21 protein-coding genes are annotated in these 22,535 nt (G+C 71.9%); 11 read left to right on the forward strand and 10 right to left on the reverse strand.

Translation table 11 applies throughout. The features are described from left to right. Nucleotides 1–445: 445 nt before the first annotated feature. From ABZ321_RS35300 to ABZ321_RS35330, 7 genes are all read left to right on the forward strand, one after another. Nucleotides 446–1,294, forward strand: a complete 849-nt coding sequence (locus tag ABZ321_RS35300) for a DUF4397 domain-containing protein (RefSeq protein WP_354899470.1) — start codon at nt 446–448, stop codon at nt 1,292–1,294. A gap of 83 nt (nt 1,295–1,377) precedes the next feature. Then, on the forward strand, nt 1,378–1,998 hold the full coding sequence (locus tag ABZ321_RS35305) for a sortase (RefSeq protein WP_354899473.1): 621 nt from the start codon (nt 1,378–1,380) through the stop codon (nt 1,996–1,998). 93 nt (nt 1,999–2,091) lie between these two features. Further along, nucleotides 2,092–3,282, forward strand: coding sequence for an MFS transporter (locus ABZ321_RS35310; protein WP_354899476.1), 1,191 nt, complete (start codon nt 2,092–2,094; stop codon nt 3,280–3,282). A 21-nt stretch (nt 3,283–3,303) separates the two neighbouring features. Then, nucleotides 3,304–4,044, forward strand: a complete 741-nt coding sequence (locus tag ABZ321_RS35315) for a peptidylprolyl isomerase (protein WP_354899479.1) — start codon at nt 3,304–3,306, stop codon at nt 4,042–4,044. Nucleotides 4,045–4,096: 52 nt separating this feature from the next. Then, the gene (locus ABZ321_RS35320) at nt 4,097–4,396 is read left to right on the forward strand and encodes a GlsB/YeaQ/YmgE family stress response membrane protein (protein WP_344511179.1); all 300 of its coding nucleotides are present in this window, start codon (nt 4,097–4,099) and stop codon (nt 4,394–4,396) included. A 66-nt stretch (nt 4,397–4,462) separates the two neighbouring features. Then, nucleotides 4,463–5,644 carry an MFS transporter gene (locus ABZ321_RS35325; RefSeq protein WP_354899482.1) on the forward strand — a complete coding sequence of 394 codons (1,182 nt, stop codon included), beginning with the start codon at nt 4,463–4,465 and terminating at the stop codon, nt 5,642–5,644. 226 nt (nt 5,645–5,870) lie between these two features. Further along, a complete protein-coding gene (locus ABZ321_RS35330; protein ID WP_344511175.1) occupies nt 5,871–6,347 on the forward strand; it encodes a response regulator in 477 nt (158 codons plus the stop codon). A gap of 53 nt (nt 6,348–6,400) precedes the next feature. Here the strand turns inward: ABZ321_RS35330 and ABZ321_RS35335 are convergent, their stop codons facing one another. Both ABZ321_RS35335 and ABZ321_RS35340 read right to left on the reverse strand, forming a co-directional pair. Continuing rightward, entirely contained in the window at nt 6,401–7,588 is a 1,188-nt protein-coding gene (locus ABZ321_RS35335) for an MFS transporter (protein WP_354899485.1), read from the reverse strand. A gap of 124 nt (nt 7,589–7,712) precedes the next feature. After that, nucleotides 7,713–8,225, reverse strand: coding sequence for a DUF2231 domain-containing protein (locus ABZ321_RS35340; RefSeq protein WP_354899488.1), 513 nt, complete (start codon nt 8,223–8,225; stop codon nt 7,713–7,715). Between the two features lie 160 nt (nt 8,226–8,385). On the opposite strand from ABZ321_RS35340, the gene ABZ321_RS35345 reads away from it, so the two are divergent. Together ABZ321_RS35345 and ABZ321_RS35350 are read left to right on the forward strand one after the other, a co-directional pair. Continuing rightward, nucleotides 8,386–9,048 carry a response regulator transcription factor gene (locus ABZ321_RS35345; RefSeq protein ID WP_354899491.1) on the forward strand — a complete coding sequence of 221 codons (663 nt, stop codon included), beginning with the start codon at nt 8,386–8,388 and terminating at the stop codon, nt 9,046–9,048. Next, nucleotides 9,045–10,277, forward strand: coding sequence for a HAMP domain-containing sensor histidine kinase (locus ABZ321_RS35350; RefSeq protein WP_354899494.1), 1,233 nt, complete (start codon nt 9,045–9,047; stop codon nt 10,275–10,277). The genes ABZ321_RS35345 and ABZ321_RS35350 overlap by 4 nt, the downstream gene beginning before the upstream one ends. 346 nt (nt 10,278–10,623) lie before the next feature. Here ABZ321_RS35350 and ABZ321_RS35355 read toward each other — a convergent pair whose 3' ends face one another. The 6 genes from ABZ321_RS35355 to ABZ321_RS35380 all read right to left on the reverse strand — a co-directional run bounded on the left by ABZ321_RS35355 (nt 10,624) and on the right by ABZ321_RS35380 (nt 17,376). Continuing rightward, on the reverse strand, nt 10,624–11,781 hold the full coding sequence (locus ABZ321_RS35355) for a multicopper oxidase domain-containing protein (protein WP_354899497.1): 1,158 nt from the start codon (nt 11,779–11,781) through the stop codon (nt 10,624–10,626). Between the two features lie 555 nt (nt 11,782–12,336). After that, nucleotides 12,337–12,921, reverse strand: a complete 585-nt coding sequence (locus tag ABZ321_RS35360) for an ATP/GTP-binding protein (RefSeq protein WP_344511163.1) — start codon at nt 12,919–12,921, stop codon at nt 12,337–12,339. Further along, nucleotides 12,899–13,351, reverse strand: coding sequence for a DUF742 domain-containing protein (locus ABZ321_RS35365; RefSeq protein WP_344511161.1), 453 nt, complete (start codon nt 13,349–13,351; stop codon nt 12,899–12,901). The genes ABZ321_RS35360 and ABZ321_RS35365 overlap by 23 nt, the downstream gene beginning before the upstream one ends. Next, entirely contained in the window at nt 13,348–13,830 is a 483-nt protein-coding gene (locus ABZ321_RS35370) for a roadblock/LC7 domain-containing protein (RefSeq protein ID WP_354899501.1), read from the reverse strand. The genes ABZ321_RS35365 and ABZ321_RS35370 overlap by 4 nt, the downstream gene beginning before the upstream one ends. Continuing rightward, nucleotides 13,827–16,364 carry a nitrate- and nitrite sensing domain-containing protein gene (locus ABZ321_RS35375; protein WP_354899504.1) on the reverse strand — a complete coding sequence of 846 codons (2,538 nt, stop codon included), beginning with the start codon at nt 16,362–16,364 and terminating at the stop codon, nt 13,827–13,829. The genes ABZ321_RS35370 and ABZ321_RS35375 overlap by 4 nt, the downstream gene beginning before the upstream one ends. Continuing rightward, entirely contained in the window at nt 16,354–17,376 is a 1,023-nt protein-coding gene (locus ABZ321_RS35380) for a hypothetical protein (RefSeq protein WP_344511155.1), read from the reverse strand. The genes ABZ321_RS35375 and ABZ321_RS35380 overlap by 11 nt, the downstream gene beginning before the upstream one ends. Nucleotides 17,377–17,896: 520 nt before the next feature. Here ABZ321_RS35380 and ABZ321_RS35385 point away from each other — a divergent pair. Continuing rightward, nucleotides 17,897–18,421 (forward strand): 2'-5' RNA ligase family protein, encoded by a 525-nt coding sequence (locus tag ABZ321_RS35385; RefSeq protein ID WP_344511153.1) that lies wholly within the window; start codon nt 17,897–17,899, stop codon nt 18,419–18,421. A gap of 191 nt (nt 18,422–18,612) precedes the next feature. After that, the gene (locus ABZ321_RS35390; protein ID WP_354899543.1) at nt 18,613–19,038 is read left to right on the forward strand and encodes an archease; all 426 of its coding nucleotides are present in this window, start codon (nt 18,613–18,615) and stop codon (nt 19,036–19,038) included. Nucleotides 19,039–19,165: 127 nt separating this feature from the next. Here ABZ321_RS35390 and ABZ321_RS35395 read toward each other — a convergent pair whose 3' ends face one another. Together ABZ321_RS35395 and ABZ321_RS35400 are read right to left on the reverse strand one after the other, a co-directional pair. Further along, nucleotides 19,166–20,587: an RtcB family protein gene (locus ABZ321_RS35395; protein ID WP_354899508.1), complete on the reverse strand. Its 1,422-nt coding sequence runs from the start codon at nt 20,585–20,587 to the stop codon at nt 19,166–19,168. 44 nt (nt 20,588–20,631) lie between these two features. Further along, nucleotides 20,632–22,461 (reverse strand): DUF4118 domain-containing protein, encoded by a 1,830-nt coding sequence (locus ABZ321_RS35400; protein WP_354899510.1) that lies wholly within the window; start codon nt 22,459–22,461, stop codon nt 20,632–20,634. Nucleotides 22,462–22,535: the final 74 nt, after the last annotated feature.

Genomic DNA, 22,535 nt, shown 5'->3' on the forward strand with positions numbered 1-22,535 from the left:
CTCATATGGCGGCTACCTTCCCGGCATCCATGCCGGTCCGCCGCCCGGTTCGGAAACGGCAGATGCACAGCAGAGGCCAGTTCGCGGCCGATCACCCACCGCGCCGAGGGTGCGCCGACGCGTACTCGTCCAAGACGTTACGCCGTCCGCCGACCTGCATGGCCCGAATCAGAGGCGGTCGCGATCGCATCGCGCCGCCGCAGCCGTCTTACAACCTGAACACGGCCGTCGAGATTCGGCCTGCATGTACCAGTCGACCACGTCCGCAAGTGCGCGAGTGCGGCGACGCCCGGCTCGACCACATCGAAGCAGGTACGTGTCGCGACCCCCGGCTGGATGCGATTCGTGGCAAGTTCCACCGCCTGAATCCGCGACGCCCTCCGGCGCACGAAGGACCTGGCGACGGAGCAAGCCGCTCGCGTGTCCGGAATGGAAGGGCTTCACCATGAGCATTCGTCTGACATTGCGCCGCATCGCCGCCGGAGCCGGGGCGCTCGGCGCCGTCGCCGTGGCCACGCTGCTGGTCGCGTCGCCGGCGCACGCCGCCGGGTCGAGCAAGGTGTCGGTGGTGCACGGGATTCCGGGCCAGCCGGTCGACGTGTACGTCAACGGCAAGAAGACCCTCGACAACTTCCAGCCGTCGAAGGTCGCCGGGCCGCTCGACCTGCCGGCCGGCAAGTACGACATCGTCATCGTCAAGCCCGGCGACCCGGTCACCAGCCCCGTCATCAAGGTCGACCAGGCGGCCGTGCCCGCCGACGCGAACATCAGCCTGGTGGCGCACCTGACGGCCGACGGCAAGCCGACGCTGACCCCGTTCGTCAACGACACGAAGACCCTCGCCCCGGGCAAGGCCCGGCTGGTCGTGCGGCACACGGCGGCGGCGCCGGCCGTCGACGTGCGGGCGGGCGGCCAGCCGGTGTTCAAGAACCTCACCAACCCGAACGAGGCCAAGGCCGACCTGGCGGCCGGGACGGTGAGCGCCGACGTCGTGCTGGCCGGGACGAGCACGGTGGCGATCCCCGCCGCGGACGTCAACCTGGCCGAGGGCACCTCGACGATCGTCTACGCCGTCGGCTCCGCGGAGGGCAAGACCCTCGGGGTGGTGGCCCAGACCATCACCGGCCTGCACGGCACGCCCGGAAGCGTCGACTCCGGCACCGGCGGCACCGCCGACCGGGGCCCCGCCGCCTGGACCTACGCGGCGGCGGGCGCCGGGCTCCTGCTGCTGCTCGGCGGTGCGCTGGTCCTGCGCCGCGGCGCACGACGGGTGGCCGGCGGGGCCCGGGCGTGATGCCGGCCCGGTCGAGCGACGGCGCGTCCCCGCAGACTGCTGCGGGGGCGCGCCCCGGCCGGCCGGCGGCCTGGGTCGCCGTGATGATCGGAGCCGTGCTGCTCACTGGTGCCGCGGTCGCGGCCTGCGCGCAGCGACCGGCGCCGCCGGTCGGAGCGGCCGGCGCGGCGGCGCTCGCCTCCGCGACGCCCTCCCCGTCCGGCGGCGGTGTGCCGATCGTCGCCGGTGCGCCGCCGTCCGCGGTCGCCGCGGTGCCACCGGCCCGGCTGCGCATCGGGAAGCTCGGCGTGAACGCGACCGTGAACCCGGTCGGCGTGGACGAGCGCACCGGCGACTTCGCGGTGCCGCCGAGCGTCGACGTCGTCGGCTGGTACAGGTACGGGCCGGGGCTGGAGGCCACCGCCGGGTCGATCGTCATCGCCGGGCATGTCGACAGCGCCCGGCAGGGTGGCGGGGCCTTCTTCAAGCTGCGCGATCTCGGCCCGGGCGACCGGATCGACGTCACCGGCGGCGACGGCACCATGCACCGGTTCGGTGTCGTGGCCCGCGAGATCCACCCGAAGACGGCGATCTCGCTGCAGCGGTACTTCGCCCGCGACGGCGCCGTGCGACTCACCCTCATCACCTGCGGCGGTCCGTTCGACAGCGCGACCCGGCACTACCGCGACAACGTCGTGATCACTGCCCAGCCGATCACGACCTGACCAGATCTTGCCGGTGGTTGTCGGTTTCGGCCGGTCGCCGTTCGTCATCGAGGTGGGGCCCGCCCGGGTCCGTGCCGAGAGTGGGTGGCGTGCATGACCGTCAGTGACCAGACCATCGTCGATCAGCCGGTCGTGAGGACAGCGGGGCGGTGGGCCGTGACCGCCGTGTTCTTCCTCAACGGGCTCACGCTGTCGACCTACATCGTGCGGGCACCCTCGATCAAGGACGCCCACCAGCTCAGTGACGGGCGGTTCGGCCTCACCGGGCTGCTGTTCGCGGGTGCCGCGCTGGCCTGCATGCAGTTCGTCGGGCCGCTGACCGCCCGGGTCGGGGCGCGGGCGGTGCTGCGCGTGACCCTCGCGGTCATGCCGCTGCTGCTGGCCGGCATCGCCGTCGCGCCCGGCCCGTGGTGGTTCGCTGCCCTGGCGACCCTGCTCGGCGCCGTCCACGGCACCACCGACGCGGCGATGAACACCAGCGCGGTCGCCGTCGAACGCCGGGCCGGGCGCCCGGTCCTCAACGGCTGCCACGCGGCCTGGAGCATCAGCGCGGTCGTCGCGGCGCTGTCCACCGCCGCCCTGGCGCACGCCGGGGTTTCGCTCGCCGCCCACCTCGTCACCGCCGGCGCCCTGCTGCTGGCCGCCGGCCTCGCACTCGGACCCCGGCTGGTGCCGGAGAACGGGCGCGGGGAAGCCGAGGCCGGCGACGCGGCCGGGCAGGACGGCACCGCCGGCCCGCGGACCGGCTGGAGCGGCGCCCTGATCGTGCTGGGCCTGACCGCCACCGCGATCATGGTCTACGAGGGTGCGGTGCTCGGCTGGGGCGGCATCTTCCTGCACCAGGAGCGGCACGCCGGCCTCAGCCTGGCCGCGGCGGCGATCACGGCGTACACCGGCGGCCAGACCGCGGGAAGGCTGGTCGGCGACCGGCTCACCGGCCGCTGGGGCGGCAACGCGCTGTTCCGCCTCGGCGCGGCGATCGCCGCAGGCGGCTTCGCGTTCGCCGTGCTGACGCCGCACCCGGCCGCGGCGGTGGCCGGTTTCGCCCTGGCCGGGCTGGGTGCCTCGGTGCTGATACCGCTGACCTTCAGCGCGGTCGGCCGGCTGCGGGGCGCTCCGGCAGCGACCCTGATCTCGCGGCTGACCACGTTCACCTACACCGGGATCCTGCTCGGTCCGGCCCTCATCGGCTGGGTCGCCGACCAGGTCGGTCTCGCCGTCACCATGGCCGCGCTGATCCCGCTGCCGCTCGTCGTCGCCCTGGCTCCCCGCCCGCCGGCCTGATGGGTGTCGTACTGTGCACGCATGATCCGTCGACCGCATGGCCTGCTGAGCGCGGCGGTGACCGTGTCGCTGCTCGCCGGGTGCACCACGGCATCGTCGCCAGGGCAGCAGTTCGGTCAGCGGATCGCCCCATCCGCGGCATCGTCATCGCCGTCGTCGCCGTCATCGTCGGCCGCCGCCGGCGCGTGCCGGTGGTCGCCGGTCGCCGCCGGCAACCAACCGGCCATCAAGGACGTCGGCACACCGCCGGCCACGGTCCCCGGCGGCACCAAGGCGACCATGACGCTGACCACCAACCTCGGCGTGGTCGAGATCGCGATGGAGGCCAAGGCCGCCCCGTGCGCGGTGGCCAGCTTCGCCTACCTGGCCGGCAAGAAGTTCTTCGACGGCACCGCCTGCCACCGCCTCACGACGGCCGGGCTGTTCGTCCTGCAGTGCGGCGACCCGTCCGGCACGAGCACCGGCGGCCCCGCGTACCAGTTCGCGGAGGAGAACCTCGGCACCCAGCCCGGCTACCGCCGCGGCTCGGTGGCCCTGGCCCGCACCCAGGAGCCGGGGACGAGCGGCAGCCAGTTCTTCATCAACTACGACGACAACCCGATGCTCCCCGCGGACTACACCCGCTTCGGCACCGTCACCAAGGGCATGGACGTCATCGACAAGGTCGCCGACGGCGGCGTCAAACCCGGCGGCAGCAGCCCGGACGACGGCGCCCCGAAGGTCGGCATCGTCCTGCAACGGGTGACCGTCGTCTACGGCTGACTTGCGCGACTGCGGCACAATGCGAGGCGGATCGGGACGAGGAGGTCGCTCGGTGAGTGCACAGGATTACGTGTCCGCGATCGTGTTCGGTGCGGTCATCGGTGTCGTCGCGCGGATCGTGCTGCCGGGCCGGCAGCCGATCGGCCTGATCCTCACCGTGCTGATCGGGATGGGTGCCGCCGTCGCCGGCACGTGGGCCGCCGACCGGTGGGACATCAGCAGCGACAAGGTCCTGGTCGTGGCCGGTCACCGGTACGACTGGCTGGTCATCGGCGTGCAGGTCGCCATCGCCGTGGTCGGTGTCGCCATCGCCGCGCTGCTGGCCCGCGCGTTCTCCTCGGATGACGACTGAACGTCCGCGAGTCGTGGATCACGTTCGGAGGCGGAGCCGGCCCGGGCCGTGACAGAGTCGGTGCCGATGCATCCGCGTACCGAACTCGTCGCCACGTTCGCCCTGGCGGCTCTGGCCTTCATCGTCGTCACCGGCGAGACCACCCCGATCGGGCTGATCAGCGACATCGCCTCTGGTGTCGGTAGCACCGAGAGCCGGGTCGGGCTGACGGTCAGCTGGTATGCCCTGGTCGCCGGCGGCACCGCGGTCCCGCTGACGCGGTGGACGGCCCGGTTCGACCGCCGCTGGGTCCTGGCCGCGAGCACGGCGGCGTTCAGCGTCGGGCACGTCGCGACCGCCGCCGCCGGCAACCTCACGGTCCTCGCCGCCGGTCGCGGGCTCGCCGCGGTCGGGCACGGGCTGTTCTTCGCGCTCGCCGCACCCACCGCCCAGCGCCTCGCCCGGCCGTCGACGCGGGGGCGCGCGGCCGGGCGGGTGATGGTCGGCGGCTCGGCGGCGCTCGTCGTCGGCACGCCGCTCGCCACCGGCCTGGGCCAGCTCGCCGGATGGCGGGCCGCCCTGCTCGCCATCGCCGCGGTGTCGCTGCTGCTCGCCGTGGCCGTGCTCTTCCTGGTGCCCTCGGTCGCGGACGAGCCCGGCACCCCCGCGGACCATCCCCGCCTCCCCGAGGTGCTGCGGCTGCCCGGCCTCGTCCCCGTCCTCGGCGTGCTGCTCGCCACGGTGGTCGGGCACTTCGCGCTGTTCACCTACGTGGCCCCGTTCGCGGCCGAACGATTCGGTTTGCACGGCACCACCTTGACCGTGCTGCTGCTCGTGTACGGCGTCTGCGCGGTCATCGGCAGCAACCTCGGCGGGCGGCTCAGCGACACCCGCCCGATCACCGGCACCCGCGCGGCCTCGGTGGTCTTCGTGGTGGCGCTCGCCGGCGTCTGGTCGGCGGGTCTGGCGGCGGCCCCGTACGCCGGCGTGCCGATGCTGCTCGTGTGGGGCGGCACCTTCTCCGTCCTCGTGGTGGCGACCTCCCTGGCGGTCCTGCGGCGCGCCCCGGGCCGCGCCGCCGAACCGGCCAACGCCGTGTACGGCATCGTCTTCCAGATCGGCATCGTCTCCGGCTCGGCCGTCGGCTCATGGTGCTACGCGGCCGGCTCGGTGACGGCGATCCCACTCGTGGCCATGGCCGCCGGCGCGGTCGCCGTGGCCCTCGTCGCGACGTCGGGCCAAGCCTTCCGCGCCGCCGACCCCGGCTGAGCCGCGCTGACAGCGGGTGGGAACCGGAAAGTCCCGGCGGTCGACCGGCGGCGCGGGTTTCCCGGTCCGGGTCTTCGGGCAGTGCTGCAACGGTGCCGTACTGTACCGCTGTCAAGGTCGCCGGCAGCGCGGGCGCGCTCGTGAGCGGTGCCTCGCCTCGCTACGGCCGGCCCTGATGCTCCGACCACGCCGCCCGGCGGCCGACCAACCAGCAGAGAGCACCGCGATGCCGACTGAGCGTTCCGTCCTGCAGGTCCTGCTCGTCGAGGACGACCCCGCCGACGTGGCACTGATGGAGAGCGTCTTCGAGGATCACAGCATCCGCAGCGAGCTGCACCACGTGGCCGACGGCGGGGAAGCCTTGGCGTTCCTGCACCGGGAGGAGCCGTACACCGACGCACCCCGGCCCGACCTGATCCTGCTGGACCTGAACATGCCGCGCGTCGACGGCCGCCAGGCGCTCACGCTCATCAAGCAGGAGGACAAGCTCAAGTCGATCCCGGTCATCGTGTTCACCACGTCGTCGACGGAGAGCGACATCGCGGCCAGCTACTCCCGCAACGCCAACGCGTTCGTCACCAAGCCGATCGACCTCGACCAGTTCGAGCGCGTCGTCGCCGAGATCCGCAACTTCTACGGCCACACCGTCACCCTGCCCAGTCGCGTCTCCGACGTCAGCCGCCTCGACGCTGACGACGAGTAGTCCGGCCCGGCGATCCGGCCCGCGTTGGGCGACCAGGCGACCGAACGTTGTCATCACGCCGGTTGTCCCATCTCGATGGTGGTTGGACGCGCCTCGGCGTTGCCGGACCGGTGCAGCAGTACGGCAGCCAGACCGCAGAGGACGGCGCCGAGGCAGTACGGCAGTCCCGGCCGCAGGTCGAAGGCGACACCGGCCGCGAGCGGTCCGAGCGCCCGGGCCGCCGCGGCGGCTGCCTGCCCGATGCCGAGCATCCCGCCCAGTGCTCGGCCGCCGGCCTCAGCAATGAGCGCGGCCGCAGCCGTGCCGAGCAGGCCCTGTCCGGCGGCGACGACGGCCAGGGCGGGATAGCCCAGCCAGGCCGGGGCGAACGGCAGCACCGCCAGGCCCGCACCGAGCAGCACCGCGCCTGCCACTGCGACCCGCCGGTTGCCGAACCGGTTCGCCGCCCTTCCCGCCACGCCGCCCTGCACGACCGCCATCACCACGCCGACGCCGGTGAAGACCAGGCCGAGCCCCACCGGGCCGAGCCCGTACCGGCGTGCACCGAGCAGCGCATACGTCGCCTCCATAGCGGCGAAGGCGCACATGGAGACGAAGACCGCAGCGACGACCGGCCGCAGTGTGGGAAGCCGCATCGCGTGCGCCAGGACGGTGTGAGCGCCAGGCGCTCGCCGCGGCGGCACCGCGTCGCCCGGAGCCGGCCGGCGGGGCAGGAGGACCGCGCCGGCGAGCAGGTTGGTCAGCGCGATGGCGGCGGCGACCAGGCTCACCCCGGTGAAGCCAAGCCCGGCCAGTGCCGCGCCGAGCGCTGGGCCGATCACGAAGCCCATGCCGATCGAGGCGCCGACCATCCCGAGCGCCCGGGTGCGTTCTTCCGGAGGGCTCAGGTCCACCGCGTATGCCTGGCCGACAGCGATCGCGCCGCCGCACAGCCCGGCCACCACCCGGGCGGCAAGCAGCATGAGCAGCGAATCGGCGAAACCGACCAAGGCGAGTGAGACCGCCGAACCGGCAAGGCTGGCCAGCAGCAGCGGCCGGCGGCCGTAGCGGTCCGACATCGCACCGAGCACCGGAGCCATCACGAACTGGGCGAGCGCATAGGCGGTCAGTACCGCACCGACCCACGCTCCGGAGCCACCGAGCTGCTCGATCCGAAACGGCAGCAACGGCAGGATCACACCGAAGCCCAGCATGTCCACGAACAACGCCAGATACACGACCAGCAAAGCCTTGCGCTGCATCCGAGCTCCAACGATCGCCGACGCCCGCGGCCCAGTTACCGACACGGCGTTGGTATCTTAGCGACACGATGTCGGCAACATCAGGGTCCGCGGTGTCGACGACGTAGCGGCACCTGCCGGGCGATCAGTCGCCGGCGCGCCCGTTCCGGCTGACGGTGCTGAACGTGCCGGTCCATGAGGCCTTTGCCCCGGAGTCGCCGATGCGGTACGTGTCGAAGACGGCCCAGCCGGCGATGACGACGGCCAGCGCGACGATCGCCCTGGTGATCGGGGCCGACAGCGGCGCCAGGTAGGTGCGCCGGGTCGCCGGCGACGTCGTCTCCCGTTGCCGCCACCAGATGGCCAGGGCCAGGACGGCCACTGGGAGGGCGGCCCAGATGGCAGTGTCGCCGAGCTCGGTGTGCCGGTCCAGCAGCGCGGTCTCGCCGACCCGGTGCTCCAGCCACTCGCCGGCGCTCGTCGTGACGGGAACAAGGGCGACGACGAGCGCGGACAGGATCGCGTTCGGGCCGGCGAAACGGCGGCGGGCCGCGGGCCAGACGGCGGTCAGCACGAGCAGCAGGGCGGCGAGTGGAAGCAGCACCACAATGGCGTGTACGAGCAGGATGTGTGCCGGCAGTCCGTTGACCGTGCCCATGGGGATTCCTTCCGAAAACGATGGCCGCGGTGACAGGAGTTCGGTGTCATGCCCCACGGCTCACGACCCGGCAGATGCTATGAAGCGAATCTTCGAACTTTCCCATCTCCGGCGGAGAAGCTGGACCGGTGGCCGAGCAGGAGAGGAGTACGGAGCGGGCATGAGCGCTGCGAGGGTGCTGGTGGTCGAGGACGACCGTGAACTCGGCCCGCTGCTGCTGCGCCTGCTCCGCAGCGCCGGGTACGAGCCCGAACTCGCACCGGACGGCCAGGCCGGCCTGCATCTGGCGCTCACCCGCCAGTACGACGCGATGATCCTGGATCGGGGGCTCCCGGCCATCGAGGGCCTCGACCTGCTCGGCCGGCTGCGCAGGACCGGCGTGACCGTTCCGGCGCTGGTGCTGACCGCCCTCGGGACCGTGCCGGACCGGGTGACCGGACTCGACGCCGGCGCCGAGGACTACGTCGTCAAGCCCTTCGAGGTCGACGAGCTCCTCGCTCGCGTCCGGGTGCTGCTGCGCGGGCACTCCCGGTCGGGGCAGCATCTGATGGTCGGGGATGCGACGTTCGACCTGATCACGAGGACGGTGACCGCTCCGGACGGGTCGATCGCGGCGCTGTCCGGCCGCGAGAGTGACCTGCTGCGGCTGCTGGCCCGGAACCCGGCGCGGGCGTTCACCCGGGAGGAGATCGTGCAGCGGGTGTTTCCCGAGGCCGCCACCGTCGCGCTGGTCGACACCTATGTGCACTACCTGCGGCGCAAGCTCGGGACGGCCGCGGTGGCCACCGTCCGGGGTGTGGGCTATCGGCTCGGGCCCGGATGAAGCGCCGGAGCACCGCCGGGACTGATCCGGACCAGGTCCTGCTGTCGCGGGCACGTCGCGTCATCGCCGTGCAGACCGCGGTCGCCATCACGGTGAGCCTGCTGGTCCTCGGCGGGCTGGCCTTCGCCGTGGTGACCCACAGCCAGAACGCCGCCTCCATGGCGCTGCTGCGGCAGACCGCCGCGCACGCGGAGGATGTGAACGATCCTCCACCAGACGGGTGGATCTTCGTTCAGGAGTCCGGCGGTGGTATCAGGGCCACCAAGGGCGCACCCACGCAACTGCCTGACCGGGGTGCGCTCCAGCGTGTCCGCGCCAGCGGAGTGAGCGAGATCAGCACCATCGCCGGCAGCGAGGGCGGCTACCTGACCCTGACGCTGCCGCGAGGAACCCAAACCGTGCAGGTGGTCCTGAGCCGGCACGAGCAGCACGAAGAGCGGGAGCGACTGCTCGGCGCCCTCGTGATCGGCGAGCTTGCCGGCCTGCTCATCGCGCTGCTGTCCGCGGCGTTGCTCGCCCGCCGCGCCACGGCACCCCTGGCGGACGCCCTCGCCCGGCAACGGCGGTTCGTCGCCGACGCGAGCCACGAACTGCGCACCCCGCTGACCCAGCTGCACACCCGGGCGCAACTGCTCCAGATGGACCTGCGCGCCGGCGCGGACGTCACGGACGTCACCACCGACGTCGACCAGCTCGTCACCGGCACCCGGCACCTCGGTGAGGTGGTCGAGGACCTGCTGCTGTCCACCCAGCTCAGCCGCCGCGACGACGCCCGCGCTCCGGTCGACCTCGAGGCGGTCGCCGCGGACGTCATCGCCTGCCACGCCGATCGCGCCCGGGGACAGGACGTCGAGCTGGCCCTGCTGCCCGGCACCGGGGCACCCTCGACGGTCCCCGGCCACGAAGCCGCCCTGCGGCGCGTGCTCACCGCCCTGGTCGACAACGCCCTCAGCCACACCAGGCAAGGCGGCCACGTGAGCCTCGAACTCGGCGCCAACGGCGCGTTCGTCACCGTCGTCGTCCGGGACGACGGCACCGGCTTCGACCCGGCCGACGCCGAGCGGCTGTTCGCCAGGTTCGCGCGGGGTCATGGCGATCACCGCCGCTTCGGGCTCGGCCTCGCCCTCGCCCGAGAGGTCGTCACCGGACACGGCGGAACCATCGAGGCGTCGGGCCGCCTGGGCGAAGGCGCCGCCTTCACCATCCATCTCCCCGCAACGGCGGAGTAGTGCATCGCATCAACCGTCCCCGCACCCGCGGCACCTGCATCGCACGGCGTCAGCGCCTGCGGAGCCATGACAGCAAGCGGACCGTCGGGGGCTTGGCTTCGCAGGCGCACCGCTGGGACTGGGGTACGCCGGCGAGGACGGTGTCGACGTGGTTGCCGCATCCGGTGTAGGTGGCCTTGCCGCAGGTCTTGCAGGTGGCGCGTTGACACATGACAGCTCCTGATGCTGTGAGAACTGGCCGCACAGGCTACTAGGGTCCTCCTCAGCCGCTCCGGTACGTGGCGCAGGGTGCGGTGGGGGTCCGGGGCCGCCGGTCCTCGACGCTGAGGCCGGCCGCCCCGGGCCGTCAGTTGTGCACGTGGGTGCCGTCGTCGGTGGCGGGTACGGCGGCTGCTGCCGGGGCGGCGGCGTGCTGGTGGTCCATGCCGGACGGCATGTTCCCGTTCTCGTCCAGCACGTGCAGCATCGTCGACATGCCGGCGTCGGAGTGGAACTGCATGTGGCAGTGCAGCATCCAGTGCCCCGGTCCGACCGAGTCGCCGGCGACGAAGCTGACCCCGAACGTCTGGGCCGGGCCGAGCACCTTGGTGTCGATGATCGGCACGGAGTCGGCGAGCGGCTGCCCGTTGCTCACCACCCCGGTCCGGGTGTCCGCCCAGGAGTGCCCGTGCAGGTGGAAGGTGTGCATGTCGTTGCCGGCGCCGACCACCACCAGTTCCACCCGCTCCCCCTTGCGGGCGACCAGGCAGGTCGGGCCGGGCTGCGGGTTCACCTCCGCGCAGGTGTCGGTGGCCGCGCCGCGACGCAGGTTGATGCTCTGCTGGTTGCCGAAGACCACCGTGTAGGTCCGGTCCGGTTTCGGGTCGCCGGGGCGGCGGACCACCAGGCCGCCGAAGAGGCCGGCGGCGAGTCCCTGGGTGCCGTGCGGGCCACCCACCACGTGGTCGTGATACCACCAGTACCCGGCGGTGCCCTGCGCCCCGGTCTTGGTGTTGCGGGGCTGGGCGTACCAGGTGTAGGTGCGGGTGCCGCCCGGCGGGACGTACGACCCGCTCTGCACCGTGCCGTCGGACTCCTGGGTGTACTTGACCCCGTGGACGTGCAGGGAGACGCCGAGCGGGTGGCTCGGGTTGGTGCGCAGCGCCGCCAGGGTCGCCTCGGGCACCTGGTTGTGCAGGGTGATGGCGAGGCACTCCCCCTCCATCATCTCCATCAACGGGCCCGGGTAGGACGCCGTCTCCGGGGTGAGGCCGTAGCCGATCCGGGTCTGCGTGCCGTCCTTGGGCAGCTCCACCGCGTACAGCTGGACGCTGCGGTCAGGCTGGGCGCAGCCGTCCGGACGCTCGGCGAACATCCCGGTCTGGGCGGCGGCCAATCCACCGGCGCCGACCAGGCCGACCAGCATGACCGCCGCGACGACCAGGTACCGTCCGACGGCACGCGGACGCTCGGGGGCGGGCTGCGGCTCCGCCGGCTCCTCCTCGACCAGGCGCCACGCCCTCATCGGGCACCTCGCAGCAGGGTACGGCGATCGATCCTGTTCCTTGCCATGGTGCATTCCCTTCGTTCAACAGCAGATGCCGCCCAGGCCGCAGGCGGTCAGCGGGGCGATCCGTTCCGGAGGCTGATGCCGTCGTTCTCCGGGCAGGCGTGTCCGCCCGGCCGGTGCGGCGCGGGACGAATACGGCGCACGGGGGTGCGTCAGGCAGGGGAACGGGGCGACGCGGGTGCGGCACGCCCGGAGGGAAAGCGCGCAGCGAGTGGGGTGCTGTGGTGGTGCTGCGATGACGTCGCGCCGGAGTGCCGCCGGGATCCCGCGATGCGGGGCGGCACTCGCCCGTCAATGCATAGCCGTCACGGTATCGGTCGCCCGTACCAAAAGAAATAGCCGCGCCATCGAAAGTTCGTTCTACTTAGATCGAACTTTTGCCCGCGCAAGCAAAAGCCCTCCACTCGGGTAGCAGTGAAGGGCAGTGCATCTACATCAATAGCGAGGGGCGGGTGGCCGGCGTTACCGCGCCGACGGTCATCGCCGGGCGCCTTCGTGCAGAACCTCCGCCTATGAATGGGAACCGCTGACGGCCCGGTCCAGGGCCCGGTCGAGAACCACGAGCAGCGCGTCGCGCACCGACAGGCGCTCGCGGGCGTCGAACTCGATCACCGGCACGTGGTCGGCGACGGCGAGTGCCCACCGGACGCTCTCCAGGTCGTTGGCGAGCACGCCGTCGAAGGCGTTGACCGCCACCACGAACGGCAGCCCCGACTGCTCGAAGTAGTCCACGGCCGGGTAGCAGTCGTCGAGGCGGGAGCTGTCCACGACGACGAGCGCGCCGAGGGCGCCACGGACGAGATCGTCCCACATGAACCCGAAGCGTGCCTGGCCGGGCGTGCCGAACAGGTACAGCTTGAGCGTGCGGTCGATCGTCACGCAGCCGAAGTCCATAGCGACGGTGGTGGTCACCTTGTTGACGCGGTGCCCGGGGTTGTCGATGCCGACCCCCGCGGAGGTCATCTCGGCCTCGGTGGTCAGGGGAGGAATCTCGGAGATCGCGGCGACCGTCGTGGTCTTGCCCACGCCGAAGCCACCGGAGACAACGATCTTTACTGGTATGGGTGCTGCGTCAGGAGATCGCACGGAGTCCATGGATTACTCGCAAGATGACGTCGGGACTGTGGACGGGGTCGACCTCGAGCTGGTGGATGTCCAAGAATCCGGCGGCGCACAGGTCGCCGACGAGGATCTTGGTCACGCCGAGATGCAGGTGAGCCTGCGCGGAGATCTCGGCGACCGACACCGGGGACACGCAGGTGGCGAGGATCGCCTGGAGCTCGGTCGGCATGGACCGCGCGGCGTCCGGTGGCGCCCCCGGCCGGATCGTCACCTGCGTCTCCAGGTTCACCGCCGGGTCGTCGCCCTGCACCCGCCCGGCCGTCAGGACATAGGGCCTCGGGTTGTCCGGTGCGCGGTGCGCAGGACGGTTCCACGCTGCCGTCGGAGCCGGTGAGACCGGCGCGACCGGTGAACGCAGATACGGCCGGATGCCGGGCGGCTCCTGCCCGGGCGGCACGGTCACCGCTGGACCGCGTTCTTCAACTCGGCGATGAGCTGCGGGGTGAGCGCCGCACCGGCCCGGCTGGCGAAGAGCGTCATCTCGTAGGCCACCGTGCTCAGGTTGGCCGCGCGGGTCGCGATGACACCGAGGACCGACCCGGCGCTGATGGCGGTGATCAACAGGTAGCCGTCGACCAGGTCGACGATGACCCGGTTGAGCCCGCCGAGGTTGTACGAGGCGGAAGCGCCGCTGGCGAGGCTGGTCATCCCGGAGACGATGGCGGCCAGGCGCTCCGCGTTGGCCCGTTCCTTCGAGGCCGACGCAGCCATCAGCAGGCCGTCCGCGGACACCGCGATGGCCTCCACCACGCCGGCGGTGCCGGACGTGAACGAGTCGAGCAGCCAGTTGAAGGTCTGCACCTCCGTGCTCATCGGCGAGGCGTTGAACGTCCCACCAGAGGTCTGACGGGGCGTGCTGTCCTGGATGAACGGACTCGTCATTGTGATGATCCTTCTGATCTGACCTCGCGCAGTGCGCGCAGGACGCCGGATTCGAACTGCTCGACAAGGTTCAATGCACTGTCGGGATCGTGGGACGGCTGGCTCTCCACCAGGTGGAGCCCCGGTCTCGGGATGGCACCGGGGTCCCGCAACGTGGCACCCGGCACCCGTCTGCTCAGGTTCCGACCGGCGGTGGCCGGCCGCACCGGCGTCGACTGGAACTGCGGCGTCGGCGGGAGCGGTGGCGTCTGGTCGACCGGGGGTGCTGTGACGTCGTGCTGCGCTCGGCGTACACCATCCTCGAACGCCTCGACGAGTGCCTGCGCGCTGCTCGGATCGGGAGGAGCCGCCACGGACTGCGCCGCGTTCCTGGCAGCCTGACTGTCGGCCGGCAGCTGCGCCCCCGGCACCCGCCGGCGCAACGCTTGCCCCTGCCGCGATGGTTGCCCCTGCTGCGCAGGGATCTCAGCGGTGGCGGCGGCATCCGGCGGTGCCACGACAGCGGCGATGGCCGGCGGCGACGCAACGGCGGCGATGGCCGGCGGCGGCGCGGCGGCGGCCAGCGCGTGCGGCGCGGCGAACGCGTTCCACGGCTGTCCGCCGTCGATCGAGTGGGTGGCCCGGGTGAATGCGCCGATGTCGATGACCGAAGCGATCGTCTCCCGCGGTCGCGGGACCGGCGCGGCCGAGCCGTCCAGTAGCTCCCGCCCGACGACGACGGTCGCGGTGACGCCACCGCCGGGCGTTTCGCTCAACGACACTTGCAGCCCGTGCCGACGGGCCAGCCGGCCCACCACGAACAGGCCGAGCACCTCCGTCGGGGCGAGGTCGATGCGCTCGCGGCGCTCCAGCCGGGCGTTCTCGACCGTGAGCCGCTCGGCCGGCATGCCGATGCCGTGATCGACGATCGACACCCGCACGTCGGTCGCGCTCTCGCCGGTGGTGACGGCGACCCGGGTGTGCGGCGGCGAGTTGGAGGTCGCGTTCTCCATCAGCTCGGCCAGCATCAGGACCAGGTCGCTGATGACCGCGGGCGCCAGCATGATCGTGCCGGTGAGCTGCACGTCGACGCGGTCGTACTCCTCGATCTCGCCGAGCGCCAGGCGGACCGCGTCGGCCAGTGCCAGCGGCGCCAGGTGCGGGTTGGTGCCGGTACCGCCGGACAGGACGACCAGGCTGCTGGCGTTGCGGCGCAGGCGGCTGGCGACGTGGTCCAGCCGGTACAGCTGCCGCAGCCGGTCGGGCTCCGTCTCGTCGCGCTCCAGTTGGTCGATGAGGCCGAGCTGCCGGCCGACGAGGTTCTGCGTGCGGCGGCCGACGTGACCGAACATCTGCGCGACGTTGCGGCGGCTGGCCACCTGCCGCTCGACCAGCTGCGCCGCGGTCTGCTGCACGCGCTCGAAGGTCCGGGCCAGGTCGCCGATCTCGTCCCGGCCGCCGACGATGATCCGCTCCAGGCGCACCGGCTCGGGCGCGGCGGACTCGTCGTCCGCGACCCGGACCAGCTCGTCCTCGGTGACCTGCGCGACGCGGGCGGCGGAGGCGGTCAGCAGGGTCAGCGGCCGCGCGACCGTGCGCGCGATCGCCGTGCTCAGCAGGATGACGAGCAGCAGCAGGGCGAGCATGCCGGCGCTGAAACCGTACGCAATGGTGGTCTGCCGCTGCTCCTGGTCGGCCATCGTGGCGGTGACGTCGGTGACGATCCGCTTCTCCACGAAGCGGCCGAGCGCGATGTAGGCCTCCAGCGACGGGAACAGCGTGGCGACCCGCAGGTCGGCGATCGCCCTGGCCGGGTCGGCCTCGACGTTCTCCACGAAGCCACCGCCGACGCGGGAGGCGAACGCGGCCGTGACCAGACCGTACAGATCCACCTGTTCGGGGGTCCCGGAGGCGGTGAACCGGTCCAGGTTCGGCTGCACGGCGGCGGCGTTGGCGAGGTACCTGGCGAGGTCACGCTGGGCGCGGGTGGCGACCATGACGGTGATCAGTGCGGCGCCGGCGCTGTTGCCCTCATCGACCCGCAGCAGCGCGTCCAGCGCCAGGAGCTGCCGGCCCTCGACGGTGGTCGCGTCGGCCGCGTCCATCAGCCGCAGCGCGTCGATCAGCCGGCCGATGACCGCGGTGAACTGGGTCAGCACCCCCTCGACGTCGGCGCTGCCGGCCACCAGCGAGGCACGCAGCCCGGCGAGCGACTTCACGTCGTCGATCGCTTCCGCCACCTCCGGTGACAGGTTGCCGGCGTAGTCGAGCTTGAGGTTGGTGACCTGGTCGGTGACCGCCGCCGTCTGCAGCAGCAGCCGCGAACGGCCGACCACCTGGACGAGGTGTCCAACCGCCATCAGCCGTTCCTGCTGCAGGTCCTGGATGAGCGCGCCGACGTCACCGGCGACCCGGGCGGTCCGCGCGGTGTCCGCCGCCCGGCCGGCCTGCCCGACCCGGTCGACCACGACGACGACCGTGAGCAGCACGATCGCGACCAGCGGGGCGATGAGGAGGACCGCGAGCTTGCCGCGGATGCGAAGCCTAGCGAGCACCGGTCGGCTCCCGGCGCCAGGCGGGGACCACGTCCTCGGCCGGTTGGGGGGCCGGTGGGACGGGTGGGTTCGCGACCGGTCGACGGCGGGGCCGGACGAGCCGCACGGTCAGCGGGACCAGCGCCAGCAGCACCGCCACCGCCAGGGTGACCGCCGCCGTCTGTCGCTGCCGGTCCAGGTCCTCGATCCGGGCGCCGATCAGCAGGTCGAGCTCGTCCAGAATCGTCGCCGCCAGCTCAGACGCGGACGTCTGGACCTCGTTGCGGACGTCCCGCAGCGCCGCGGTGTTCACCGCGGTCCGGCCGTCGACCGGCACCGTCGTCGCGGTCAGCGTCTCCATGCCGCGCCGGAACCGGTCCAGCCGGCTCAGCAGGTTGCCACTGAGGGTCCGGCTGCTGGTGCCGTCGACCGCGGCCTGCAGGCCGGCGGCGAGGTTGTTGGCCGGGTAGGTCACCGCGTCACGGGCGTTGAGCAGGTTGGCGGCCGTGCCCGCCGGGTCGTTGCGGGGCCGCCCGGCGGCGATGACCGCCAGATCCATGAACCGGCCGGCGGCCACCACGGCCTCGGGCAGCTGCTGCGCCGCGCCTTCCTGCAGGTAGGACGCGTCGATGTCCTGCTCGCGGGTCAGCTGCGAGTTGTCGCGGACCTCCTTGTACAGCGCAAGGAGCAGGTCGGTCGCCTCACCGAAGGTGCTGAACGCCGCGGCGGGGTCGATGACGCCCAGCGCCGCCAGCGCCTCGATCTTGGCGCGCAGCCCGGACCATCGCTCGTGGGTGCGCAGGTCCCCGCCGAGCCGGGCGTCGACCGAAGCGGTGGCCTCGACCACGCGGGTGACCGTGTCCCGCGGGAACGGGCGCCCCGAGACCGCGGCGGACTGCGCATCCGTCAGGGCGATCGTGAGCTGACCGAGGCTGCGGAGGTACTGGATGCCGTTGCGTTCCGACTGGGCGAACCTGGTCCGCTCCCCGACCGAGCCCCAGACCTGGTCGAACAGGAGCGTGGTCGGCGCCATCAGGGCGAATGCCAGCAGGCAGTGCAAAAGGACGGCGATCAATGAACGGGATCGCGTCGCGTGTTGTGCCATCGTCGGGGCCTCCGGCTACGTGCCAAGGTGGCGGCCACACGCTGTGACGAGCCGTCGCGGTGCGTTCTGTTGACGGCCCGGCCGTGCGCCGGTCGCAGAGGGTAGACCAAAGTCCCCTTGTCGCCGGGCGATTGAACCGCACAATTTCTCGGTAAAGCGTTCCAAATTCGGACTGTGCGGCAGCACTCACGAATAGCGACCGAAAATTGTCCGTTCCCGTACCGCTCTGCGGCCCGGAATACGATTTACGCCTAGTGCCGGTAATGTCGTGGCATCGGGTGAATCTCCTGGTGAGTTCGGATTCTCCCGCAAAGGCCGCCCCTCATCGACGCAGCGTTTCATCGAAACATCAACAATAAGGAATTATTGTAGTGCCAACCCGATGGGCAGCGGTCCGGTGCGGCCCGACACGTCCTCGCGGCGGAGAAGAGGGAGCTACCGTCGAGCGGTGGCCTTGGCTGTCTGCTTGCTCTTCGACGGTCGCGCCGAGCGTGCCCTGACGAAGCTGTGGGACGGGCTCGAGGCGCAGGGCGTCGCGACACTTCGCTCGCACACCCACGGGATGCATCATCCCCATCTGTCGTACGTCGTCCTGCTGCGGTGGGATCTCGACGCCGTCCGCGACACCGTGGCGGGGCTCCCGGACCGAGGCGGCTTCGAGGTCACCTTCGACGCGCTGGGCGCCTTCCGGCGGGGCCGGATCTGCCTCGTTCCCGCCGTGCCGGCGGACCTCATCGCGCGGCAACAGGGCGTCGTCGAGGCGGCCCGCGCCACGGGTGCGCTGGTACACGCACACTACGAGATCGACGCGTGGCTGCCGCACTGCTCGATCGCCCCGCGCGCCCGATCCGAGCAGTTGCCCATCGTCGCCACCACCGTCTACGGCATCCTCCCTCTCACCGCCCGGATCACCCGCGCTGCGCTCATCGACAGCGCGACCGGGCAGCTGTGGCCGCTGCCGAACGTGCCCTGACCGCCCGGCGGATCGTACGATTGCCTGGGTAGCCGGGTGCGTCAGCTGGTCACCGTCACTGCGGGCGCGACGGCTGGCCTTGAACGACGCCGAGCCGTGAGGACGGCGATGAGCCGGCTGGCTGCGACCATGAGGCGCACTGGTGCGTGGTCGCTCTGCCCGGCACGGCGGGTGGCGGGTTGGAGGCTGTGATGGCTGAACGGCCGGCAGCGGGGCATCGGAGCGTTCCGCACACCGCGGACGTGCGGATCGAGGCGTGGGCGCCGTCGCGGGAACGCTGTGTGGTGGAGGCGGTCGCGGCAACGGTGGGCAACTTCGCCGAGGTGTCCGGCGTTTTGCCGACCGCGTCCGTTCGGTTCCGGGCCGGACCCGGCCCGGACGCCGACCTGCTGGTCGCGGTGCTCGACGAGGTGATCTATCTGATCGACACCGCTGGCCGGCTTCCGGTCGCGGCGCAGGTGGAGGCCGGTGACGGCAGTCTGGACGTGCGGTTGGCGATGGTCGACGCCGACCGGGTGGAGTTGGTGGGCGCGGTACCGAAGGGGGTCTCGCTGCACGAATTGTGGTTCGGCCGCGAAGGGGCCGGCTGGTCGTGCTCGGTGACCATCGACGTGTGAGCGCAACGAAGCGGGTCAGCCTCGGCGCCTCTTCGGCCGGACCGCAGGAGAAGTCGCCGCGCACAGCGATGTTGTCGCCCGCCAGCTGCCGTAACAGGTCCTGGCACACACCGACCAGCCGGTCGTCTCACCCCTTGACCACGCCGATCGGCACCAGCCGCGCGACCCGCACGCACAGCCCGGCGCCCTGCGCGGCGTCCACGACGGTGTCGACGTCCTTGTACGCCTCCGGTGTCTCCTCGGCCAGGCCGCGCCACGACGCCCCGCGCACCATGATGCCCTCGGCCTCCAACCGCTCGCGCAGCTCCTTGCCGTGCACCGTCTTGGCTGCCCGATGGCGGCTGAGCGCACGGCCGGCGCCGTGGCAGGTCGAGGCGAACGCCGGCGCACCCGGCCGGCCGGTGAGCACATAGGACGCGGTGCCCATGGTGCCGGGGATGAGCACCGGTTGCCCGGCGCCGCGCAGGTCGGCCGGCAGGTCCGGATGGCCAGGTGGCAGCGCCCGGGTGGCACCCTTCCGGTGCACGCACAGCCGCCGCGGCAGCCCGGCCACCTCGTGTGTCTCGATCTTGGCGAGGTTGTGCGAGATGTCGTACACCAACGCCAGCTCCCGACCGGTGACCCTGCCGAACACGCGTCGGGCCGCCACGGCGAGCAACTGCCGGTTGGCGCGGGCGTAGTTGGCCGCCGCGGCCATCGCCCCGAGATACGCCTGGCCCTCCGGCGACGAGACCGGCGCGCACGCCAGCTGCCGGTCCGGGACGGTGATACCGAACCTGTGCATGGCGCGTTCTATGACGCGCACGTGGTCGGTGCAGATCTGGTGTCCGAGCCCGCGGGACCCGCAGTGGATCATGACGCACACCTGGCCGGCCCGCAGCCCGAACGCCTCGGCCGCCGGCTCGTCGTAGACCCGGTCGACGACCTGGACCTCCAGGAAGTGGTTTCCCGACCCGAGGCTGCCCACCTGGCCCAGCCCGCGCTGCACCGCCCGCTCGCTGGCCTGCCCGGGGTCGGCGTCGGCCACCGCGCCGCCGTCCTCGCAGCGGTCGAGGTCGCGCTGCACCCCGTGGCCCTGCTGTACCGCGTACCGGGCGCCGCCGGCCAGCACCTCCCGCAGCTGCCGGGCATCGCGCAGCGCCCACACGGCGCCGCGGTTCATGCCGCGGGGAGTCGCCGCGCCGAGGCCGTCCATCAGCGCCCGCAACGCCGGCTCCGCGAGATCCTGGCGGTCGAGGTCGGCGGCGAGCAGCCGCACGCCGCAGGAGATGTCGAACCCGACACCGCCGGGGGAGACCACCCCGCCGGTGGCGACGTCAGTGGCGGCGACCCCGCCGATCGGGAACCCGTACCCCCAGTGCACGTCGGGCATGGCATACGACGCGCCCACCACCCCGGGCAGTGTCGCGACGTTGGCCACCTGCTCCAGGGACTTGTCCCCAGCGGGGTCGGGCAGCAGCGCCCGCGAGGCGAACACCACGCCGGGCACCCGCATCTCGCCGTCCCGGTCGATGCGGAACCGGTAGTCGGACTCCTGCACCAGTTTCACGCTCACCCCCTTGGCCCGCGTGTGCGGCAGACCTCCGTTGTCGCTCAGATGCCGTCGATCGGAATGCTGAACAGTAGTGCTGTGCCGCTGCCGACCGGGCTTACGACCTCCATCTGGCCGCCGAGTGCCTCGGTGCGGTCCTGCAGGCCGATCAGTCCGGACCCGTTGCCGGTGTCGACTCCCCCGATGCCGTTGTCCCGGATCGAGAGCTCAAGGAGTCCGTCACAGGCTTCGGCGTCGACACAGACCACGGTCGCCTGGGCGTGTTTGGCGGCGTTCGCGAGTGCTTCGGACACGATGAAGTACGCAGTGACCTCGGCCCGTTCGGGCAACCGCCGGTCGATGCCCAGCGTGAGCTCCACCGGAATCGCGCTGCGGCGGGCAAGCGTCTTGAGCGCCGGGCCCAGCCCACCCTCGGACAGGATCGCCGGATGGATGCCCCGGGAGATCTCCCGCAGGTCCTCGCAGACACCGGTCAGGCCATTCGCGGCGAGTGCCACTTCCTCCCTGATCGTGTCCAAGCCGGGCGGCATTGCGGCTTCCACAGAGCGCAGTCGGAGGCCGAGCGAGATGAGACGTTGCTGTGCGCCGTCGTGCAGGTCACGCTCGAGTCGGCGGCGAGCGTCGTCCGCGGCGGCGACGACGCGGGCGCGGGAGGCGGTGAGCTGTGTACGGCTGTCGGCGTTGGCGATCGCAGTCGCGACCAGCTCGGTGAAGTCGACCAGGCGTGCCTCGGCGGCAGCCGGTATCGGCGTGGGCGACGTGGTCGAGGCGAGGGCCGCGCCCCAGAGACGACCTCCGACCACGACCGGAACGCCGACCCCCGAACGGATGCCGAGCTCACGCAAGGTCGCTGCGGTGGGACCTACGGCCTTGTCATAGCTCACCCGGGCCGAGCGACCGGTGCGCTTGACGATCCCGGACACGCAGTCTCCCTCAAGCTGGATGGACGTTCCGGCCGGCATCTGGGCGATGTCGGCCTCGTTGCGGCCCGAGACGAGGGTGCCCGTGCCGTCCGGCTCGTAGCGGACGAGACCGGTGTTCTGGGGGCCGCAGATCCGGCACAGCTCCCTCGTCACCGCACCGAAGACCTCGATCGGTGCGGCTCCATGCGCGACCAGGGTGGCCACCCGCCGCATCGCGGCCTGTTCCTCCATCAGCCTGGTGGCCTCTTCACGACTCGCTTTCAGCGAGTTGGTGATCGCCTCACGGCCGAACTCCGCGAACAGGAGCGATTCCAGCGATGGCACCACCCGTTTCCGCAGGCGCTCCAGCGTCGGTTCAGGGAGGTCCGCCGGGACCAGCAGGGTGCCCAGACACGTCGCGCGGTCGTACAACGGCAACGCAGCCCGCCGCTCGTCCCCGGGAACCGCCCCGAGCTCGATGGCCGCGGACCGTAGCGCGAACACCTCCGCGATCCGTTGTGACGCCGGACCAAGGACCGAGCGCAGATCGCCGGCGCGCAACATCCGGTGGGCCAGCTCGGCGGCGAGGTCGGCCTCCTGCTGTCGCTGCGATGCCTCGGCGGCGCGGGACCGGGCCAGGTCTGCAAGGAAGCTGGTCAACAGCCCGGCCGCGATGAAAACCACGATGCTCTGCATGTCCCGGCGCGCGTTGAGGTGCAACGTCCAGTAGGGCGGAACGTGGAAATAGTTGTAGGCGAGGGCGCTGACCACCGCGGTCACCACGCCGAGTCCGGCGCCCCACAAGGTTGAGACGACCATGACGCCGCAGAGGTAGACCACGCTTCTGGCGCCCTCTGCGACACCTGCCTTGAGGGGAAACAACAGGGCGGTCTCCGCCGCGATGAGTATCACGGCAGCCATCAGCCCGAGCACGAGCGGTGGCGGCTTCGGACGTAGCAACAATGCCATCAGGCGCGCCCGTATCAACGACGCCCCTCCACCTTGCGACAACACACGGCGGCTGCGTCTGGCACTTGACCGCG

The sequence above is a fragment of the Dactylosporangium sp. NPDC006015 genome, from assembly GCF_040614215.1.
Taxonomy (GTDB): domain Bacteria; phylum Actinomycetota; class Actinomycetes; order Mycobacteriales; family Micromonosporaceae; genus Dactylosporangium; species Dactylosporangium maewongense.

What these genes read in the sequence shown, in the direction of transcription:
- ABZ321_RS35300 (WP_354899470.1), top strand. Translation starts at nt 446, where the DNA reads ATGAGCATTCGTCTGACATTGCGCCGCATCGCCGCCGGAGCCGGGGCG.
- ABZ321_RS35305 (WP_354899473.1), top strand. Translation starts at nt 1,378, where the DNA reads ATGATCGGAGCCGTGCTGCTCACTGGTGCCGCGGTCGCGGCCTGCGCG.
- ABZ321_RS35310 (WP_354899476.1), top strand. Translation starts at nt 2,092, where the DNA reads ATGACCGTCAGTGACCAGACCATCGTCGATCAGCCGGTCGTGAGGACA.
- ABZ321_RS35315 (WP_354899479.1), top strand. Translation starts at nt 3,304, where the DNA reads ATGATCCGTCGACCGCATGGCCTGCTGAGCGCGGCGGTGACCGTGTCG.
- ABZ321_RS35325 (WP_354899482.1), top strand. Translation starts at nt 4,463, where the DNA reads ATGCATCCGCGTACCGAACTCGTCGCCACGTTCGCCCTGGCGGCTCTG.
- ABZ321_RS35330 (WP_344511175.1), top strand. Translation starts at nt 5,871, where the DNA reads ATGCCGACTGAGCGTTCCGTCCTGCAGGTCCTGCTCGTCGAGGACGAC.
- ABZ321_RS35335 (WP_354899485.1), bottom strand. Translation starts at nt 7,588, where the DNA reads ATGCAGCGCAAGGCTTTGCTGGTCGTGTATCTGGCGTTGTTCGTGGAC.
- ABZ321_RS35340 (WP_354899488.1), bottom strand. Translation starts at nt 8,225, where the DNA reads ATGGGCACGGTCAACGGACTGCCGGCACACATCCTGCTCGTACACGCC.
- ABZ321_RS35345 (WP_354899491.1), top strand. Translation starts at nt 8,386, where the DNA reads ATGAGCGCTGCGAGGGTGCTGGTGGTCGAGGACGACCGTGAACTCGGC.
- ABZ321_RS35350 (WP_354899494.1), top strand. Translation starts at nt 9,045, where the DNA reads ATGAAGCGCCGGAGCACCGCCGGGACTGATCCGGACCAGGTCCTGCTG.
- ABZ321_RS35355 (WP_354899497.1), bottom strand. Translation starts at nt 11,781, where the DNA reads ATGAGGGCGTGGCGCCTGGTCGAGGAGGAGCCGGCGGAGCCGCAGCCC.
- ABZ321_RS35360 (WP_344511163.1), bottom strand. Translation starts at nt 12,921, where the DNA reads ATGGACTCCGTGCGATCTCCTGACGCAGCACCCATACCAGTAAAGATC.
- ABZ321_RS35370 (WP_354899501.1), bottom strand. Translation starts at nt 13,830, where the DNA reads ATGACGAGTCCGTTCATCCAGGACAGCACGCCCCGTCAGACCTCTGGT.
- ABZ321_RS35380 (WP_344511155.1), bottom strand. Translation starts at nt 17,376, where the DNA reads ATGGCGCCGACCACGCTCCTGTTCGACCAGGTCTGGGGCTCGGTCGGG.
- ABZ321_RS35390 (WP_354899543.1), top strand. Translation starts at nt 18,613, where the DNA reads ATGGCTGAACGGCCGGCAGCGGGGCATCGGAGCGTTCCGCACACCGCG.
- ABZ321_RS35400 (WP_354899510.1), bottom strand. Translation starts at nt 22,461, where the DNA reads ATGGCATTGTTGCTACGTCCGAAGCCGCCACCGCTCGTGCTCGGGCTG.